Source organism: Micromonospora sp. NPDC005237 (assembly GCF_040607775.1).
In the GTDB taxonomy this organism is placed as follows: domain Bacteria; phylum Actinomycetota; class Actinomycetes; order Mycobacteriales; family Micromonosporaceae; genus Micromonospora.
Window position 1 is genome coordinate 127,684 of the sequence record NZ_JBEXHJ010000004.1, and the last position, 17,766, is coordinate 145,449.

Genomic DNA, 17,766 nt, shown 5'->3' on the forward strand with positions numbered 1-17,766 from the left:
AGCCGTTAGCGGCAAGCTAGACGGGTGATGGTGCGCGAGTGGGACCCCAGGACCGCGTCGTCCGCCGAGATCGCGTCGCTGCTGACAACGCTGAACGCGGTGCTGGCGGCCGATCTGCCGCAGGACCCGCCGTGGCGGGAGACCTCCCTGCGGGAGTATCTCGGCGAGGTGATGCCCGGTGAGCGACGGATCTCCTGGCTCGCCCAGGCCGAACCGAGCGCTCCCGGCGAGACCGGCGCCGTCCTCGGGCAGGTCCACGTGCTGCTCCTCGGCGACATCGGGGTGCTCGAGGTGCTGGTGCATCCCTCCGTCCGACGCAACGGCCTCGGCCGTGAGCTGGTGCTACGCGCCGCCCGCCGCGTCTACCAGGAGGGTTTCCAGTCGATCGGGGTCGAGGTGGTCGGCGACACGCCTGCGGTGGGCTTCTACGAGTCGCTCGGCTTCACCCGGGAGTACGTGGAGACGCGCAGCGTGCTCGACCTGACCTCGGTGGACTGGGCCGAGCTGGCCGAAATGGCCATCGGGATCGGCGCGGGCTACCACCTGGAGTTCTACCCCGGTGGGCCACCGGACGACCTGATCGAGTCGTACGCGCGGGCCAAGGCCGAGGTGCGCGACGTCGACGACGGCGAGTTGCGTCCCAGCTCGTATGACCCGGAGCGGCTGCGGGACAGCCTGGACACCCTGCACCGGCGGGGCATGAAGCCGTACATCGTCCTGGCCCAGCACGAGCAGAGTGGCGAGGTGGCCGGCCTGACCGAGGTCGTGGTGCCGGCGCAGCACCCGACCCGCGCCGATCAGTACGACACGATCGTCGCGCAGGACCACCGGGGTTACGGCATCGACCGGGCGATCAAGGCGCGGATGCTGCTGGAGCTGCGCTCCGCCGAGCCGGAGCTGGCCGAGGTGCAGACCTGGAACGCCCAGGCCAACGAGGCGATGCTCAAGGTCAACGCGGAGCTGGGCTACCGGCCCGACCGGGACTGGTGCGAATACAGCGTCGACGTCGCCGAGCTGGTGCACCGCCTCGACCAGCCGCGCTGAGGAATTCACGAAACTGTCCGGTGGGGGATGGACGATGGACGGTTACGCACCTTAACGTGCGTTGACCCCCATCCACCCATCGTGGAGGCCCTATGCGCCCGCGCCGCACGACAGCCGCGCTCGCGATCGCCACCGCCGCAGTGACCGTCACGGCCCTCGGCGTCACACCCACCGCGGCCAGCGCCGCGCCTACCGACCTGTTCATCTCGGAGTACGTCGAAGGCTCGTCGAACAACAAGGCGATCGAGCTGTTCAACGGCACCGGCACCGCCGTGGACCTCACCGCGGGCGGCTACCAGCTCCAGCTCTACTTCAACGGCTCCATCACCCCGACCACCATCGCGCTGGCCGGGAACGTGGCCGCCGGGGACGTGTTCGTGTTCGCCAGCGCCTCGGCCGGGGCGGCCATCCTCGCCCAGGCCGACCAGACCACCGGTGCGAGCCTGTTCAACGGCGACGACGCGATAGTGCTGCGCCGGGGCACCACGGTGCTCGACTCGATCGGCCAGGTGGGCGTCGACCCGGGCACCGAGTGGGGCGCCGGCGCGACCAGCACGGCGGACAACACGCTGCGCCGGCTGCCCACGGTGACGGCGGGCGACACCGACCCGTCGGACGCGTTCGACCCCGCCGCGCAGTGGACCGGTCTGCCGGTCGACACCTTCGACGGGCTCGGCTCGCACACCGTGGACGGCGGTGGCCCGGTCGACGCGCCGGCCACGCTGACCTGTGGTGGGCCGCTGGTCACCGCCGCCGGAACGGCCGCGAGCCGCGAGGTGACCGCCGCCGACCCCGACGACACGATCGTCGACCTGGCGGTGACCGCGATCAGCCCGAGCCCGACCTCCGGCTCGATCACCCGTACCGCGTTCACCCCGGCCGACGGGGTGGGCGGCACCGCCCGCGCCACGATCAGCGCGAGCGCCGACCTCACCGCCGGGGCGTACACCGTCACCGTGACCACGACCGACGCGGGCGGTGGCACCGCCACCTGCGCGCTGGCCGTGCAGGTCACCCGGGAGCTGACCGTCGGTGAGGTGCAGGGTCCGACCACCGACACCGAGTCCGGCCCCGCCGACCGGTCACCGCTCGCACCGGCGAGCGGCAACGGCACCAGCAGCACGATGTACGACGTCCGTGGCGTGATCACCCAGTTGACGCTTGCCCGTACGGCGGCCGGTGCGGAGCAGAACGGGTTCTTCCTGCAGAGCCGCAGCGGTGACACCGACGGTGACCCGACCAGCTCCGACGGCATCTTCGTGTTCATGGGCACGTTCACCTCGCTGATCGGCGGCTACGTGCCGACGGTCGGCGACGAGGTGGTGCTCCGGGCCCGGGTGTCGGAGTACTACAACCTCACCCAGCTCTCCGGCGCGTCGCTGGTCCGCCGGATCGCCACCGGCCTGGACGTGGACACGGCGGTCACGGTGACCGACGCGGTGCCGCCGGTCGAGCTGACCGACGCGCAGCGCTGGTGGGAGCGGCACGAGGGCGCCCGGCTGCGCGTACGCGCGGGCAGCGGCGCGGTGAGCGGTCGCGACGTCTTCTCGTCCACGGCGGACGCGGAGCTGTGGGTCGTCGACCGGGACGACCCGCTGCTCGACCGCGCCGACCCGTACGCCCGGCGGGTCTTCCGGGACTCCCACCCGCTGGACAATGACCCGAGCCGGCGCTTCGACGACGGCAACGGTCAGCGCGTGCTGCTCGGCAGCATGGGTGTGAAGGGCACCGCCGGGGACAGCACGGCGCTGCTCCCGCCGGCGCACACCTTCGACACGCTGCGCGCGGACGCGGTGGGCGGCGTCTACTACTCGTTCGAGAAGTACGGCGTGCAGGTCGAGCGGGCCGAGTTCGATGCCGGGGCCGACCCGTCGAAGAACAACCCGCCGAAGCCGGCCGACCGTTCCCAGGAGGTCGCGGTCGCCACGTACAACGTGGAGAACCTGTACGACTACCGCGACGACCCGTTCGACGGCTGCGACTTCGCCGGTAACGCCGGCTGCCCGGGCGTCGCCCCGCCGTTCGACTACGTGCCGAGCAGCGAGGCGGACTACCGGGAGCATCTGACGTCGCTCGCCGACCAGATCGTCAAGGACCTGCACGCGCCCGATCTGATCCTGGTGCAGGAGGCCGAGGACCAGGACATCTGCACGGTCTCCGGGGCGGCGCTGGCCTGCGGCGACACCAACAACGCCGACGGCGCTCCGGACAGCATCCAGGAGTTGGCGCTCGCGGTGGCGGCGGCCGGCGGGCCGGCGTACGCCGCCGCCTATGACCGGACCGGCGCGGACGCCCGCGGTATCACCGCCGCGTTCCTGTACCGCACCGACCGGCTGTCGTTGGCGGCCGCGACGGCGAACGACCCGCTGCTCGGCTCGGCGCCGACCGTCCAGTACCGGGCCCCCGGACTGCCCGGCAACGCCGACGTGCAGAACCCGAAGGCCCTCAACGCGGTGCTGCCGGCCGATGTGGACACGTCGACCGGGAAGGACGGCAACAACGTCTTCACCCGGGCACCCCAGCTGGGCAAGTTCACGGTGGCCGCGGCGCCCGGCGCGGCCGAGCGGTTCACCCTGTACGCGCTGAGCAACCACTACTCCTCCGGCCCGGACAGCCGGATCGGGCAGCGGCGGGAGCAGGCGGCGTACGGCGCGGCGATCGTCACCGCGATCGAGGCGGCTGATCAGAGCGCCCGGGTGGTCTACGGCGGGGACCTGAACGTCTTCCCCCGCCCGGACGACCCCATCGCCACCGGCGCTCAGCCGACGCCGTCGGACCAACTCGCCCCGCTCTACGAGGCCGGCCTGCACAACCTGTGGGACACCCTCGTCGCGCAGGTGCCGGCATCGGCCTACTCGTACAGCTTCGAGGGGCAGGCGCAGACGCTGGACCACCTGTTCGTCAACGACGCGCTCTACGGTGACCTGGTGCAGGTGCGGGCGGCGCACGTCAACGCCGACTGGCCGGCGGAGTTCACGGGTGACGGGTCGCGGGGCTCCAGCGACCACGACCCGCAGGTGGCCCGTTTCCGGTCCCGGGCGTCGTTGACCGTCACCGACACGTCTGTGGTCGAGGGCGACCAGGGCACCCGTCAGCTCACCTTCACGGCGACCGTGTCCCGTCCGTTGTCCCAGCCGGTGCTGCTCTGCGCCGCGACCGTCGGCCTCACGGCGCAGGCCGGTTCGGACTTCGAGCCGTACGCCGGCTGCAAGGTGCTGGCCGCCGGTGACACCTCGGTGGCTTTCCCGGTCACCGTGCGGGGTGACCGGCGGCGCGAGTCGGACGAGAAGTTGACCCTGCTGGTGGCCGGGGTGCCCGGCCTGCGGCTGGCCGACCCCCTGGCGACCGGAACGATCACCAACGACGACTGAACGACGGCGCTGACGGCCCACCGTCCGGTTCCCCGGAGGGTGGGCCGTTCGCGGTGTCAGTAGTATTCGTCGATGATCGGGGGCGGTGGCAGGTGCCGATACTGCGCGACCCGCACCTCCCACTGGCTGCGTCGGCGCCGCGCCTCGCGGTCCGCCGAGCTGCGGTGGTAGGTCTCCGGCGGCCGTGCCAGGCCGTAGATGTCCCCCCACCACTCCCCCGGCTCAGGATCGAGGATCGTATCGAGGTGGGCGGGGTAGCGGCGTCCGGCGCCGTCGTGAACGTCGTCGCGGTCGGCCATCGGTCGAATCACCCGGCCCTCCTGGTCCACCACCACCAGATAGAGCCCGGCCGCGCCGAGTAGGCGCTCCAGCACCGCCAGACTCGGTGTCAGACTGCCGGCCTCGACCTTGCCCACGGTCGACGGTGAGACCTTGGCGAAGCGGGCCATCTGGCGTTGACCCAAACCCTTCATCCGACGGGCCCGCCGGACCAGGCCGGTGATGGGAAACCGCCCGACGGTCGGGCCGGGTGGCGGAGGAGGAACGAGTGCGGAAGCCATCCGACAACCATTCTCGGCCGAGACCCGCCTCTCAACCCCTGTGGATAACCCTGTGGAAAGCTGGCCGGCTCAGGGACTCGCCGCACCCCCCACGCATCCTTTGCTCTGCTTCAACGGAGGCGACAGTGTGAGGCTCTTAGTGTTGCCTCCGCTGAAGCAGAGCAAAGGACGTCAAGGTGGCCCTTGGGCCTTGGGCCTTGGGCCCATGCCGGTGAGCTGCTCGCCGCCGTCGTCCGGATGGCCGTGGTTGACCAGCCGGGGCACCTGCCCTGATCGTCAGGGCGCGCGGGCGACGATCAGCGGACCGCGGACCGGTCGAGGTCACAGCTCGCAGAGGCGGCGACCGGAGCCGATGTCGTCCAGTGCCGCGTGCAGGTCGCGGATGCGCCGCTCGGCCTCGGCGGTCAGCCGATCGTGCAGACTCTGCCAGTCGGCCAGCTGGGGGTCGGGTGGCAGGGCCGCGAGCAGGTCACGGATCTCGTTGACGGTCAGGCCGACGCGCTGGGCCACCCGCGCCACCCTGATCCGGCAGGCCGCGTCGGCGTCGAAGCGCCGCTGGTTGCCGCCGGTGCGGGCAGCCGTGATCAGGCCCTGCCGCTCGTAGAACCGCACCGCAGAGCCGCTGACCCCGCTCTCCCGGGCCACCTCGCCGACCGTCAACGTGCCCATCGCCACTCCCCCGCCGCCATTGACTTCACCATTAGTTCAAGTCCTAGCGTCCGAGGCATGACTACGCAAGAGGACACCGCACCGCCGACCGTCGCCGTGCTCGTCGGGAGCGTCCGGCAACCTCGGGTGGGCCGCTCGATCGCCGACTGGTTCGTCGCCCACGGGAGCCGCCGCCGGGACCTCGACCTGGACCTCGTCGACCTCGCCGAGGTGGCGCTGCCATTCGCCGACACCCCTCCTGGGGGCAATTCGGCCAGCCCGATCAGTGCCCGGTTGGCCGCCGCCGACGCGTTCGTGGTGGTGACACCCGAGTACAACCACAGCTTCCCGGCCGCCCTGAAGAACGCCATCGACTGGCACTACCGGGAGTGGGCCCGCAAGCCGGTGGCCTTCGTGTCGTACGGCGCCGGTTCCGGCGGCATCCGCGCGGTCGAGCAGCTCCGGCTGGTCTTCGCCGAGGTGCAGGCCGCCACGACCCGCTCCGGGGTGGTGCTCCGGGCTCCCTGGGAGCGACTCGACGTCGCCGGTCGGCTGGTCGACGACGAGCCGCTGCGGCAGGCCGCCGACGCCACGCTGAGCGAGCTGGCCTGGTGGGCCGAGGCGCTGCGCACCGCCCGCCGGGTCCGGCCCTGAGCCGACGACATGGACGCCTCCGCGCGACGGCTCGGCTGGTACCTGACCCTGGGTGGTCTGCTCGCGGTGATCGACACCACGGTCACCGTGGTGGCCCTGCCGAGGCTGGTCGACGACCTCGACACCAACCTCACCACGATCGGCTGGGTCACCAGCGGCTATGCGCTCGCCCTGGTCGCGGTGATGCCCACCGCCGCCTGGGCGATCGGCCGCTTCGGCGCCCGCCGCACCTACCTGACCGCGCTGCTGCTGTTCACGGTCGGCTCGGTGTTGGCCGGGGCCGCCTGGAGCGTCGGGTCGCTGATCGCGTTCCGGGTGCTCCAGGGGCTCGGTTGGCGCTCGCCTGGCTGACCAGCCGGCGACTTCCGGCCGCCGTCGCGGGTGCCGACGAGATGGCCACCCCGGCGGGACCCGCGGAGTCGGTCAGTAGCGCTGGCGGAGCAGACCGGCGGCTTCGACCGCCCAGTAGGTGAGGATGATCTGCGCGCCGGCCCGCTTGATCGAGGTGAGCGTCTCCAGCATGACCCGCTCCCGGTCGATCCAACCGTTCGCGGCAGCCGCCTCGACCATCGCGTACTCCCCGGAGACCTGGTAGGCGGCGACCGGGACGTCCACCGCGGCCCGCACCGCCGACACCACGTCGAGGTAGGGCAGTGCCGGCTTGACCATCACCAGGTCGGCGCCCTCGGCGACGTCGAGCGCCACCTCGCGCAGCGACTCGCGCAGATTGGCCGGATCCTGCTGGTAGGCGCGTCGGTCGCCCTCCAGCGCCGACTCCACCGCCTCCCGGAACGGGCCGAAGAACGCCGAGGCGTACTTCACCGCGTACGCCAGCACCGCCACATCCTGGTGGCCGGCGGCGTCGAGCGCCCGGCGGACCACGCCGACCTGGCCGTCCATCATCCCGGACGGCCCGACCATGTGGACCCCGGCTTCGGCCTGGGCGACCGCCATTTCGGCGTACGCGGCCAGGGTGGCGTCGTTGTCCACCGCACCGTCCGCGGTGAGCACGCCGCAGTGCCCGTGTGAGGTGAACTCGTCCAGGCACAGATCGCTCATCACGACCGTGCTGTCACCCACCTCGGACACCACGTCGCGGATGGCGACGTTCAGGATGCCGTTCGGGTCGATGCCGCCGGACCCGGTCGGGTCACGCCGCTCGGGCACCCCGAAGAGCATGATCCCGCCGACGCCGGCCTGGACCGCCTCGGTGGCCGCCTTGCGCAGGGAGTCCCGGGAGTGCTGGAGCACCCCCGGGAGCGACCCGATGGCCCGGGGCTCGGTCAGCCCTTCCTTGACGAACATCGGCACGACCAGCTCGGCCGGGTCGACCCGGGTCTCGGACACCAGCCGACGGATCGCCGGGGAGCGGCGCAGGCGGCGGGGCCGGATCTCGGGGTACGACATGGGAGGGCCCTCCTGAAGACGACTACCGGAAGCGGAGGGCGGTCGGCCCCTGCACCTTCGAGCCACGGCGCTGCTTGGCCGGCATGGCGGCCAGCTTCTCGCGCAGCTCGACGGCGTAGGCGGCGAGCGCCTCCACCAGGTCGGGCACCGAGGCGTGCGGTGGCTGGACGTCGACCCGAAGGCCGAACTCCGTCGCGGTCTCCGCCGTCTTGGGCCCAATCACGGCAACAACGGTCCGCGCGTGCGGCTTCCCGGCGATGCCGACCAGGTTCCGCACAGTGGAAGAAGACGTGAAGAGGACCGCGTCGAACCCGCCCGACTTGATCGCGTCCCGGATCTCGGCGGGCGGCGGCGCGGCCCGCACCGTCCGGTACGCGGTCACGTCGTCGACCTCCCAGCCGCGCTCGGTGAGCCCGGCGGCGAGCGTCTCGGTGGCGATGTCGGCGCGCGGCAGCAGCACCCGGCCGACCGGGTCGAGGATCTCGTCGTGCGGCGAGAACTCGGCCAGCAGCCCCTCGGAGGACTGCTCCCCGGCGGGGATCAGCTCCGGCTGGATGCCGAACGCGCGGACGGCGTCCGCGGTCGCCTCGCCGATGCAGGCGATCTTGACGCCGCCGAAGTGCCGGGCGTCCAGACCGTGCTCGGCGAACTTCTCCCAGACCGCGCGGACCGCATTCACCGAAGTGAAGATCACCCAGGCGTACCGGCCGTCGACCAGGCCCTTGACGGCCCGCTCCATCTGCGCCGGGGTGCGCGGCGGCTCGACCGCGATGGTCGGCACCTCGCACGGGATCGCCCCGTACGCCCGCAGCCGGGCGCTCATCGCGCCGGCCTGCTCCTTGGTGCGGGGCACCAGCACCTTCCAGCCGTACAGCGGGCGGTTCTCCCACCAGCTCATCTTGTCGCGCTGGCCCACACCCGCGCCGACGGTGAGCACCACCCGGCCGGTGAAGCCGAGCGCGGCGGCCACGAAGCTGTCCACGGTCGACGTGGTCGTGTACTGGGTCTCGCCGGTGCCGTCGCCGGTCACCCCGACACCGGTGGTGCCGTCGACCCCGGCGGCCAGCAGGCCGTCCCGGACGGCGGCGAGGTCACCGGCGTCCACCGCGAGCGCGAGCGAACCCCGGCCGACGGCCGCGGCCAGCGCCTCGAAGTCCAGCGTGCTGACGTCCTCGACGTCGGCGGCGGTACGCACACCCGGCAGCGGGACCCCCGCGTAGGTGGCGACGCCCTCGGCCTGGCCGACGCCCGGCACCACCTCGAAGTGGGCGGCGGTGCGGGCCACCGCCTGCACCTCCTTGACCACCGAGTCGTGGCCGAACGGGTCACCGGCAACCAGGTGCACCGCGTTCAGCCCGGACCGGGCCGCGGAGATCAGCACCTTCGCCACGTCCCCCGGCGCGCCTTCGGCCGGGGTGAACTCGGCGTCGTCTCTGGCCTCGGCGCGGACGACGGCGAGCAGCGACTCGGGGACTCCCCGGTCGTAGATCACCTGGTCGGCGTCGACCAGGGCGTCGTGCGCCCGACGGGTCAGCAGGCCCGGGTCACCGGGGCCAGCCCCGACGAACGCGATACGGCCGACGGGCTTACGGGTGCGGGTCATTCTGTGCTCCCAAATTGCTGGGTCCCCGGGCCGGTGTGTCCTTCGTGGCCGAGGATCGAGTCGGCGCCGAGTTCGAGGAGTTCGGCGGCGAGTGCCTTACCGATCTCCGCCGCGTCGGCGGGCGTTCCGGTGCGGGACAGCCGGAGGTCACGAGTGCCGTCCGGGCTGATCACCGCCCCGCGCAGGTAGATCTCATCGCCGGTCTCGCCTTCGGCGAGTTCGGCATAGGCGGCGACGGGTGCGCTGCACCCGGCCTCCAGGGTTGCCAGCAACGCGCGCTCCGCGGTGACCGCGGCGCGCGACGGTGCGTGGTCGAGCGTCCCGAGCAGCTCGACCAGCTCCTGGTCGTCGACCCGGCACTCCACGGCCAGCGCGCCCTGGGCGGGCGCGGGCAGCATGAGCATCGGGTCGAGCGTCTCGGTGATCGCGTCGGTCCGGCCGATCCGGGCCAGTCCGGCCCGGGCCAGCACGACCGCGTCGAGGTCGGCCTCGGGGCCGAGCACCCGCGCCAGGCGGGTGTCGATGTTGCCGCGGATCGGGGTGACCTCCAGTTGCAGCCCGAGAGCGTGCAGCTGGGCGATGCGGCGCAGCGCGCCGGTGCCCACGGTGGCGCCGGGCGGCAGCTCGGCGAGCGTCCGCCCGCCCTGGGCGATCAGCGCGTCGCGCGGGTCCTGTCGGGCCGGCACGGCCGCGATGTGCAGCCCGGCGGCACCGGCCGTGGGCAGATCCTTGTAGGAGTGCACGGCGAAGTCGATCGTCCGGGCGGTCAGCGCGTCACGCAGCGCCGAGACGAACACCCCGACGCCGAGCCGGTGCACCGGCGCGCTGGAGCGATCGCCGGCGGTGACCACCTCGACCAGCTCGACCGGGCGGCCGGTGGCGACGGTCAACGCCTCGGCGACCTGGCCGGACTGGGCCAGCGCCAGAGCGCTGCCCCGGGTGCCGAGGCGCAGGGGGGCGGTCATCGCGCACCTCCGGTGGGCGGGATCTGCTCGGTGGCGTCGGCGCCGGTCACCGGGTAGTTGGCGGGAGTCAGCACGTCGGGGACGGTGTCCACCGGCGAGGTCTGCGGCACCTGGAGGTCGAACAGCTCGCGCAGCAGCGCCGCGTACTGGTCGCCACCGGGCTCGGCCGCCAGTTGGCGGACCTTGACGGTGGGCTGGTGCAGCAGTCGCTGCACCACGCGGTGCACCGTACGGGCCACCTCGGCCCGCAGGTCGTCGCCGAGGTCGGGGCGGCGCTGGGCCAGACGACGCAGCTCGGCGGTGACGACGTCGTCGGCGCGACCGCGCAGCGCCGCCACGGTGGGCGCCACGTCGGCGCCGCGCAGCCAGGTGAGGAAGCTCTCCACCTCGCCGAGCACGATCCGCTCGACGGCGGCGGCGTCCGCCGCGGCCGGGCCGTCGGCGAGCAGCGCCGCCATCCGGTCGATGTCGATCACCTCGACGCCGGGCAGGTCGGCGACGCCCTCCTCGACGTCGCGGGGGACGGCCAGGTCGAGCAGGACCAGCGGACCCCGCGCGGGGCCCCGCTCGGCGAGCGCGGCGCTGACCACCGCCCGGGTGAGGACCGGTTCAGTCGACGCGGTGGCGGCCACTACGATGTCCACTGTGGAGAGCGTGGCGGCCAGCTCGGTCATCGGCGCGGCGTCCGCCCCGTACGACTCGGCGAGCCGGACGGCCCGGTCGGCGCCCCGGTTGGTGACCGTGAGCGGCCCGGCGCCCTGCCGGGACAGCGTGGCCACCCCGAGCGACCCCATCGCGCCGGCCCCGATCACCAGGGCCGGGTGGCCGGCGAGGCTGCCGTCGAGGTGCCCGGCGGCCAGCTCCAGAGCAGCGGTGACCACACTCTGGCCGGCCCGGTCGATGCCGGTCTCGGCGTGCGCCCGCTTGCCGACGCGCAGCGCCTGCTGCATCAGCTCGTGCAGCAGGCGGCCGGCCGAGTCGGCGCCGGTGGCCCAGTGGTACGCGTCACGCAGCTGGCCGAGGATCTGCGCCTCGCCCACGACCATCGAGTCCAGCCCGGTGGCGACCCGGAAGACGTGGTCCACGGCGGCGGTGTCGTAGTGCACGTAGAGGTGGCTGGCGAGCGCCGCCGGCGAGCTGCCGGCCTGCTCGGCCAGGACGGCGCAGATGTCGCCGAGCCCGCCGTGGAATCCGGACACGGCGGCGTAGACCTCCACCCGGTTGCAGGTGGAGACGAGCACCGCCTCGCTCACGTACGGCTGGGCGACCAGGCGGTCCAGGGTGCGGGTGAGGTCGGCGGGGGGCACGGCCAGCTGCTCCAGCGTGGCGACCGGGGCGGTCCGGTAGGACGCGCCGACGACGAGCAGTTTCACGTGCCGATCGCCTCCTGGGTGTCGGTGGCCGCGAGCCGACCGGGCAGGGCCGTGAGAGCGGACCCGCCGGTGGCGGGCAGCGCGGTCAGCGACGCCTTGCGGTGCTCGTGGAAGGACAAAATCTGCAGCTCGATGGCGAGGTCGACCTTGCGCACGTCGACCCCCTCCGGAACAGAGAGTACGCACGGCGCGAAGTTGAGGATGCTCGTCACGCCGACCGCGACCAGCTGATCGGCGACCCGCTGGGCCGCGGCGGCCGGGGTGGCGATCACGCCGATCGCGATGGATTCCTCCGAGGCGACCGCCGGCAGCTCGTCGACATGCCGGACAACCAGGCCGTTGATCTCCTCGCCGACCCGGGAGGGATCGGCGTCGAGCAGTGCGGCGATCCGGAAGCCCCGGCTGGCGAAGCCGTCGTAGCCGGCCAGAGCGTGACCGAGATTACCCACGCCGACCAGGGCGACCGCGCGACGCTGAGTGAGCCCGAGCACGTACTCGATCTGCTCGATCAGCAACGCGACGTCGTAACCGACGCCCCGGGTGCCGTACGAGCCGAGGTGGGAGAGGTCCTTGCGGAGCTTGGCGGAGTTCACCCCGGCGGCGGCCGAGAGGCCCTCGCTGGAGATCGTCTCGTGCCCGGCGTCGGCGAGGTTGTGCAGCGCGCGCAGGTATTCCGGGAGCCGAGCGACGGTCGCCTCGGGAAGGTCCGGGAGCGCCGGTACGGCACCGGCGCGGCCGGGCGCACCTGGGTGACGGTGCTGACTCATGAGACTCCGTGCGGTGCGATCCTCGGCCAACTCCGCTGGTCGGCCGCTTATGGACTCCCGCTGGCGACCGAGGTTGCCGGCTGTGCTAGCAGGGCGCGTCGGAACTAGAGAGTAGGCGCTTGTGAAGACGTGCACAAATCGCGATCTTGTCGCTCCGGGACGCGACCCCACCAGCACCTCCATTCCACAAGATCGATTGACCGGCCCTGCGCGCCCGCCACCTGGGCGATTATTGCTCAATCCCGACTTCTCTGACCAATCCCGCGTCGGCCGGTCCCGACGGCGGTAGGGCCCCTGGTCACGGGCGACGGTAGGGACAGCACTACGAGGGAGAGGCGGGGCTTCGGGATGGGGACACCGAGCCCAGGTGCCTAGCCTTTGGGCTATGACCGCCGTTGCCGCCAGCGACCATCCGACGCTGGCACCGAGCATCCCCCGCCAGCTCTTCGTCGACTCCGGGTACGTGCTGCTCGGCCTCCCGCTGGCGGTGGCCAGCTTCGTCGTCCTCCTCGCGGGCCTCGTGGCCGGCGTCGGCCTGGTGGTCACCGTGATCGGCCTGCCGATCCTCAGCGGCACCCTGTACGCGGCCCGAGGGCTGGCCGACATCGAGCGGCTGCGGCTGCCCGCCGTGCTGCGGCAACCCCGGATCCGCCCGCACTACCGACTGCCCGAGGCGGGCGCGAACGCCTGGCGGCGGATCTTCCTGCCGATGCGCGACGCCCAGTCCTGGCTCGATCTGGCGCACGGCATCCTGCGGGTGATCGTGGCGCTGGTCACCTTCGTGCTGACGCTTGCCTGGTGGATCGCCGCGGCTGCCGGCTCCCTCTACTGGGTGTACGACTGGGCGCTGCCGCGCGGCGAGGGCGACGGCGACCTGGCCCAGCTGCTCGGCCTGGGCGAGTCGACCACGGCCCGGATCGGGGTGACCACCGCGATCGGGGTGTTCTTCCTGATCACGCTGCCGATCGTGGTCCGGGGCTGCGCGCTGCTCCAGGCCAGCTTCGCCAAGGCCCTGCTGACCGGGGTGGCCGAGATGCGGGACCGGATCACCGTGCTGGAGGAGCAGAAGCGGGCCGCCGTGTCCGCCGAGGCGTCCGCGCTGCGCCGGCTCGAACGCGACATCCACGACGGCCCCCAGCAGCGCCTGGTCCGGCTCGCGATGGACCTCAGCCGGGCCCGGATGCAGCTCGCCTCCGACCCGGAGGCCGCCGGCCGGACCATCGACGAGGCGGTGATCCAGACCCGGGAGACGCTGGCCGAGCTGCGGGCGCTGTCCCGGGGCATCGCCCCGCCGATCCTGGTCGACCGGGGTCTGCCCAGCGCCCTGGCCGCGCTCGCCGGCCGCGGGCTCATCCCCATCGAGCTCCAGGTGGACCGGCAGCTCGGCACGCCGGGCGGCCGGCTCGATCCAGCGGTGGAGAACACCGCGTACTTCGTGGTGGCCGAAGCGTTGACCAACATCGCCAAGCACAGTCGGGCCACCGAGGCCGTGGTCGCCGTGGCCCGCCAGGAAGCCCAGCTCCAGGTGCGGGTGGGCGACGACGGGCAGGGCGGCGCCCACCTCGCCAAGGGCCACGGGCTGGCCGGCATCGCCGACCGGGTCCGGGCGGCCGGCGGGGAGCTGGCCGTGGTGAGCCCGAGCGGCGGGCCCACCGAGATCCGTGCGGAGCTTCCGCTGTGAACCAACGAGAGCCGGGCCGGACGTGGTAGACACCACAGCCATGCGCATCGTGATCGCGGACGACGCCGTCCTGCTCCGGGAGGGGCTGGTGCGGCTGCTGACCGAGAGCGGGCACCAGGTGGTGGCCGCCGTCGGGGACGGTGACGCGCTGGTCGAGGCGGTGGTGGAGCACCGGCCGGACGTGTCGATCGTCGACGTCCGGATGCCGCCGTCGCACACCGACGAGGGGCTGCGGGCCGCGGTGGAGGCGCGTCGGCTGGTGCCGCGTACGCCGATCCTGGTGCTCTCCCAGTACGTCGAGGTCTCGTACGCCGATGATCTGCTGGCCACCACCGGCGGCGCCGGCGGTGGCATCGGCTACCTGCTCAAGGACCGGGTGGCCGCGATCGACGAGTTCCTGGACGCGCTGCGTCGGGTGGCCGGCGGCGGCACGGTGCTCGACCCGGACGTGGTCGGCCAGCTCTTCGCCCGACGCCGCCGCGACGACCCGCTGCGCGAGTTGACCCCGCGCGAGCGGGAGGTGCTCGCCCTGATGGCCGAGGGCCGGTCGAACACGGCCATCGCCCGCGCCCTGGTGGTCAGCGACGGCGCGGTGGAGAAGCACGTGCGCAACATCTTCACCAAGCTCACGCTCCCGCCGGACACCGAGCAGCACCGGCGGGTGCTGGCCGTCCTCACCTACCTGCGGAACTGACCTCCCGGGCGGCCAGGGCCACCGCGTCGGTGAGGGTGTCGGCGACCGGGTGGCCGGAGGCGCGCAGCCGGGCCGGGTCGGTGAAGCCGCCGGTGTAGAGCACCGCCCGGCCGCCCACCGCGAGGGCCGCGTCCGCGTCGTCGATGGAGTCGCCGATCAGCACCACCGCGCTGCCGTCCACGCCCAGCTCGGCCAGATGCCGCCGGAGCGACTCGGCCTTGCGGTCGCCGCCGACCGTGGCCCGCAGGCCGTCGACGCGGGTGAAGTGGCCGGTCAGCCCGTAGGTGTGCACGGTGGGCACCAGCTCCTCGTGGAACCACATGGACAGCAGGCTCTGGCTGCCCTCCCAGGCGGCCATCGCGGACTGGGCGTCGGCAGCCAGCTCGCAGGTCGTCAGGCCGCTGCGGTACGCGTCGTGGAAGATCCGGTCGAGGCGGCCGAACGCGTCGTCGTCGACGGCCTGACCGAGCACCTCGGCGTAGTAGTCGGCGATCGGCCGGCGGAACCGCGTCCGGTGCTCGTCGAGGGTGACCGTCGGCCCGCCCACGCTGGCGAACGCGGCGTTGGTGGCGGCCACCACCAGGCTGAGGTCGTTGAGCAGGGTGCCGTTCCAGTCCCAGACCAGGTGGGGTTGCGCAGGGGTCATCAGAGCACCATAGGCACCGCTCAGAGCTGCGGGGTGGTCAGGTCCCGCAGCAGCCGCTCCTCCTCCACCCGCCAGTAACCGTGCTCCTTGCCGTCGAGCAGCACCACCGGCAGGCGGTCGCCGTACTCCCGTTCCAGCTCCTCGTCGCCGGTGACGTCCCACTCGACCCACTTGTCGCCGGTCACCGCGACCACCCGGTCGAGCGCCACCTTGGCGTCGTCGCACAGGTGGCAGCCGGGTCGGGTGATCAGGGCGAGTCGGGCGTCAGTGGCCATCGGTTACCTCCGTGCGGTCGGTCGGCGTCGCCGACCGGAGCTGGGTCTTGCGTACCTTGCCGATCGCCGAGTGCGGCAGGGCGTCGACGAACTCGACAGCGGTGGGGCACTTGAACCGGGCCAGGTTGCGTGCGCAGTGGGCGAGCAGCTCCTCGCTGGTCACCGGGCGGCCCTGCACCGGCACCACGTACGCCCGCACAGTCTCGCCGGTCCGCGGGTGCGGCACACCCAGTACCGCCGACTCGACCACCCCGGGGTGCCCGGCGAGCACCAGCTCGACCTCGTGGGGATACACGTTGAACCCGTTGACCAGGATCAACTCCCCGAGCCGGTCGACCAGGAAGAGGTCACCGTCCTCGTCGGCGTACGCGATGTCACCGGTGCCCCACCAGCCGTCGTCGTCCGGGCCGTCGCGGCCGTCGGGCCAGTAGCCGCCGAAGAGGTTGCGCCCGCGAACGACGATCTGCCCCGGGTCGGTGCCCGGGGCGACATCGGAGATGTCCAGCTCGTCCGGGTCGTCGTCGGGGACCGCCTGGCCGTCGCGCCACAGGTCCTCCCCGGTCGGGCCGACCAGGCGCAGCTCCACCCCGGGCAGCGGCCGGCCGATCGAGCCGGGCTTGGCCACCGGACCGACCAGGGTGGAGGTGAGCACCGGCGCGGTCTCGGTGAGGCCGTACCCGACGTGCACCTGATGACCGGTGGCCTCGGTGAAGCGCGCCGCGACCGCGGGATCCAGCGGCGCCGCGCCGCACACCGCCACGCGCACCGACACGGTCGCCGCGCGGACCGCGTCGGCGTCGGCCCAGGCCAGGAACATCGACGGTACGCCGACCAGCACGCTGACCCGGTGCCTGGCGATCTCGGCGAGCCCCGCCGTGGGCCCCGGCTCGTCGAGCAGCACGCCGGTGGCCCCGTGGTGGACGACGGCGCCGAGCACCGAGTTGAGCCCGTACGCGTGGAACAGCGGCAACGCCAGGAGAACGGTGTCCGTCGGCCCGACGACCGGCGGCTCGATCTCCGCGACCTGTTCGTGGTTGGCCAGCAGCGCACGGTGGGAGAGCATCGCGCCCTTCGGACGGCCCTCGGTGCCGGACGTGTAGAGCAGTACGGCCAGGTCGTCGCCGCCTCGGCGCGGACGGGGGCGCGGATCGGGCGCGTCGGCGGTCGGCGGTGTGTCGTGCACGGCGGTGAGCGCGGGCAGGTCGGCGGCCACCTCGGCGACCAGGCGGCGGACCCGCTCGGTGCCGATGAGCACGGACGCGCCGGAGTCGGCCAGTACGTGCCGCAGCTCCGGGGCGGTGAAGCCGGGGTTGACCGGGACCGCGACCAGGCCGGCTCGCAGTGCGCCGAGCCAGCCGATCACGAAGTCGGGGGTGTTGTGCAGCCCGATCGCGACCCGCGGCGGCGGGCCACCCGGGTCGGTGGGTGGCACGGCGGCGGCGAGGCCGTGCGCGGCGGCGGTCACGGCGGCGTCCAGTTCGGACCAGGTGACGCGCCCCTCCCGCCAGTACAGCGCGGGCCGGTCACCGTGGTCGAGAGCCGCCCGATGGACCCGGTCGGCGAGGTTCGGCGCGGGGTCTGCCGAGAAGTCCTGCACGGTGGTCGAGTCTGGCACAGCGGCGGTCGACAGGCCACGCCCGACGGTCGGGCCGCCAGGGCTGCCCGGCGTCCCGTCAATGGGACAGTCGCGGTGTCGTCGACACTCCGATCGAGTCCGGACGATGGGACGGGTGGTGGGCCGGCCGACGCTTCGGCCCGGCCCACGCGGCGGCCGGCCGGGACGGCGCGGCCGATCGGCCAAACTGCCCCCGACCTGGGGATCCATCCAGGACCACCGGCCCGGGTCAAAGTCAAACGCACACGACGGACAACCGGTCCGCCACCGGTGCGACACAGCGGGAAATACTTCCGCCCTGTGTAACGGACTTGCCACGCGCGGGTGACGTTGGCCCTATTATCACTCGGGTCGGCTCACCCCATTTGCCGTGAGTCGACACCCCTCAGCCCGAGGAGGCCCCCGTGCCTGTGAGCGCATTGGACCAGCACCTCAAGGGGAACTGCCGCCCGTCGGCACACCC

General features: G+C 72.9%; 16 protein-coding genes. 6 read left to right on the top strand and 10 right to left on the bottom strand.

Going from position 1 to position 17,766, the window contains the following annotated elements; genetic code table 11:
* Positions 1-27: 27 nt before the first annotated feature.
* Positions 28-1,044, top strand: a complete 1,017-nt coding sequence (locus tag ABZT87_RS12980; protein WP_354854567.1) for a GNAT family N-acetyltransferase — start codon at positions 28-30, stop codon at positions 1,042-1,044.
* 92 nt (positions 1,045-1,136) lie between these two features.
* Positions 1,137-4,415 (top strand): lamin tail domain-containing protein, encoded by a 3,279-nt coding sequence (locus ABZT87_RS12985; protein WP_355135552.1) that lies wholly within the window; start codon positions 1,137-1,139, stop codon positions 4,413-4,415.
* 56 nt (positions 4,416-4,471) lie between these two features.
* Here ABZT87_RS12985 and ABZT87_RS12990 read toward each other — a convergent pair whose 3' ends face one another.
* Positions 4,472-4,975: a helix-turn-helix transcriptional regulator gene (locus tag ABZT87_RS12990; protein WP_354854483.1), complete on the bottom strand. Its 504-nt coding sequence runs from the start codon at positions 4,973-4,975 to the stop codon at positions 4,472-4,474.
* Positions 4,976-5,296: 321 nt separating this feature from the next.
* Positions 5,297-5,644, bottom strand: a complete 348-nt coding sequence (locus tag ABZT87_RS12995; protein WP_354854485.1) for a MerR family transcriptional regulator — start codon at positions 5,642-5,644, stop codon at positions 5,297-5,299.
* Between the two features lie 57 nt (positions 5,645-5,701).
* Between ABZT87_RS12995 and ABZT87_RS13000 the strand changes: the two genes are divergently transcribed.
* Both ABZT87_RS13000 and ABZT87_RS13005 read left to right on the top strand, forming a co-directional pair.
* Entirely contained in the window at positions 5,702-6,277 is a 576-nt protein-coding gene (locus ABZT87_RS13000; protein ID WP_354854487.1) for an NAD(P)H-dependent oxidoreductase, read from the top strand.
* A 9-nt stretch (positions 6,278-6,286) separates the two neighbouring features.
* Positions 6,287-6,628 (top strand): MFS transporter, encoded by a 342-nt coding sequence (locus ABZT87_RS13005; protein ID WP_355135554.1) that lies wholly within the window; start codon positions 6,287-6,289, stop codon positions 6,626-6,628.
* Positions 6,629-6,700: 72 nt separating this feature from the next.
* Here ABZT87_RS13005 and hemB read toward each other — a convergent pair whose 3' ends face one another.
* The 5 genes from hemB to ABZT87_RS13030 are packed head-to-tail and all read right to left on the bottom strand — an operon-like array spanning position 6,701 to position 12,392.
* Positions 6,701-7,684 carry a porphobilinogen synthase gene (gene hemB / locus ABZT87_RS13010; RefSeq protein ID WP_354854490.1) on the bottom strand — a complete coding sequence of 328 codons (984 nt, stop codon included), beginning with the start codon at positions 7,682-7,684 and terminating at the stop codon, positions 6,701-6,703.
* 22 nt (positions 7,685-7,706) lie between these two features.
* The gene (locus ABZT87_RS13015; RefSeq protein WP_354854492.1) at positions 7,707-9,287 is read right to left on the bottom strand and encodes a uroporphyrinogen-III synthase; all 1,581 of its coding nucleotides are present in this window, start codon (positions 9,285-9,287) and stop codon (positions 7,707-7,709) included.
* Entirely contained in the window at positions 9,284-10,252 is a 969-nt protein-coding gene (gene hemC, locus ABZT87_RS13020) for a hydroxymethylbilane synthase (protein ID WP_354854494.1), read from the bottom strand. The genes ABZT87_RS13015 and hemC overlap by 4 nt, the downstream gene beginning before the upstream one ends.
* Positions 10,249-11,625 carry a glutamyl-tRNA reductase gene (locus tag ABZT87_RS13025; RefSeq protein WP_354854496.1) on the bottom strand — a complete coding sequence of 459 codons (1,377 nt, stop codon included), beginning with the start codon at positions 11,623-11,625 and terminating at the stop codon, positions 10,249-10,251. Before ABZT87_RS13025 ends, hemC begins: the two co-directional genes overlap by 4 nt.
* Entirely contained in the window at positions 11,622-12,392 is a 771-nt protein-coding gene (locus ABZT87_RS13030; RefSeq protein WP_355135556.1) for a redox-sensing transcriptional repressor Rex, read from the bottom strand. Before ABZT87_RS13030 ends, ABZT87_RS13025 begins: the two co-directional genes overlap by 4 nt.
* Before the next feature lie 385 nt (positions 12,393-12,777).
* On the opposite strand from ABZT87_RS13030, the gene ABZT87_RS13035 reads away from it, so the two are divergent.
* Together ABZT87_RS13035 and ABZT87_RS13040 are read left to right on the top strand one after the other, a co-directional pair.
* Positions 12,778-14,073: a sensor histidine kinase gene (locus tag ABZT87_RS13035; protein WP_355135557.1), complete on the top strand. Its 1,296-nt coding sequence runs from the start codon at positions 12,778-12,780 to the stop codon at positions 14,071-14,073.
* A gap of 40 nt (positions 14,074-14,113) precedes the next feature.
* Positions 14,114-14,767 (top strand): response regulator transcription factor, encoded by a 654-nt coding sequence (locus ABZT87_RS13040; RefSeq protein ID WP_354854500.1) that lies wholly within the window; start codon positions 14,114-14,116, stop codon positions 14,765-14,767.
* Here ABZT87_RS13040 and ABZT87_RS13045 read toward each other — a convergent pair.
* From ABZT87_RS13045 to ABZT87_RS13055, 3 genes are read right to left on the bottom strand one after another with little or no spacing between them, the layout of a single operon-like run.
* Positions 14,748-15,413 (bottom strand): HAD hydrolase-like protein, encoded by a 666-nt coding sequence (locus ABZT87_RS13045; protein ID WP_354854501.1) that lies wholly within the window; start codon positions 15,411-15,413, stop codon positions 14,748-14,750. The genes ABZT87_RS13040 and ABZT87_RS13045 overlap by 20 nt on opposite strands.
* 20 nt (positions 15,414-15,433) lie before the next feature.
* Positions 15,434-15,688: a glutaredoxin family protein gene (locus ABZT87_RS13050; RefSeq protein WP_354854503.1), complete on the bottom strand. Its 255-nt coding sequence runs from the start codon at positions 15,686-15,688 to the stop codon at positions 15,434-15,436.
* Positions 15,678-17,303: an AMP-binding protein gene (locus ABZT87_RS13055; RefSeq protein WP_355135559.1), complete on the bottom strand. Its 1,626-nt coding sequence runs from the start codon at positions 17,301-17,303 to the stop codon at positions 15,678-15,680. Before ABZT87_RS13055 ends, ABZT87_RS13050 begins: the two co-directional genes overlap by 11 nt.
* Between the last annotated feature and the right edge of the window lie 463 nt (positions 17,304-17,766).

Excerpts from the sequence above, each read along its gene's own strand:
- ABZT87_RS12980 (WP_354854567.1), top strand. The coding sequence starts at position 28 with ATGGTGCGCGAGTGGGACCCCAGGACCGCGTCGTCCGCCGAGATCGCG.
- ABZT87_RS12985 (WP_355135552.1), top strand. The coding sequence starts at position 1,137 with ATGCGCCCGCGCCGCACGACAGCCGCGCTCGCGATCGCCACCGCCGCA.
- ABZT87_RS12990 (WP_354854483.1), bottom strand. The coding sequence starts at position 4,975 with ATGGCTTCCGCACTCGTTCCTCCTCCGCCACCCGGCCCGACCGTCGGG.
- ABZT87_RS12995 (WP_354854485.1), bottom strand. The coding sequence starts at position 5,644 with ATGGGCACGTTGACGGTCGGCGAGGTGGCCCGGGAGAGCGGGGTCAGC.
- ABZT87_RS13000 (WP_354854487.1), top strand. The coding sequence starts at position 5,702 with ATGACTACGCAAGAGGACACCGCACCGCCGACCGTCGCCGTGCTCGTC.
- ABZT87_RS13005 (WP_355135554.1), top strand. The coding sequence starts at position 6,287 with ATGGACGCCTCCGCGCGACGGCTCGGCTGGTACCTGACCCTGGGTGGT.
- hemB (WP_354854490.1), bottom strand. The coding sequence starts at position 7,684 with ATGTCGTACCCCGAGATCCGGCCCCGCCGCCTGCGCCGCTCCCCGGCG.
- ABZT87_RS13015 (WP_354854492.1), bottom strand. The coding sequence starts at position 9,287 with ATGACCCGCACCCGTAAGCCCGTCGGCCGTATCGCGTTCGTCGGGGCT.
- hemC (WP_354854494.1), bottom strand. The coding sequence starts at position 10,252 with ATGACCGCCCCCCTGCGCCTCGGCACCCGGGGCAGCGCTCTGGCGCTG.
- ABZT87_RS13030 (WP_355135556.1), bottom strand. The coding sequence starts at position 12,392 with ATGAGTCAGCACCGTCACCCAGGTGCGCCCGGCCGCGCCGGTGCCGTA.
- ABZT87_RS13035 (WP_355135557.1), top strand. The coding sequence starts at position 12,778 with ATGACCGCCGTTGCCGCCAGCGACCATCCGACGCTGGCACCGAGCATC.
- ABZT87_RS13040 (WP_354854500.1), top strand. The coding sequence starts at position 14,114 with ATGCGCATCGTGATCGCGGACGACGCCGTCCTGCTCCGGGAGGGGCTG.
- ABZT87_RS13045 (WP_354854501.1), bottom strand. The coding sequence starts at position 15,413 with ATGACCCCTGCGCAACCCCACCTGGTCTGGGACTGGAACGGCACCCTG.
- ABZT87_RS13050 (WP_354854503.1), bottom strand. The coding sequence starts at position 15,688 with ATGGCCACTGACGCCCGACTCGCCCTGATCACCCGACCCGGCTGCCAC.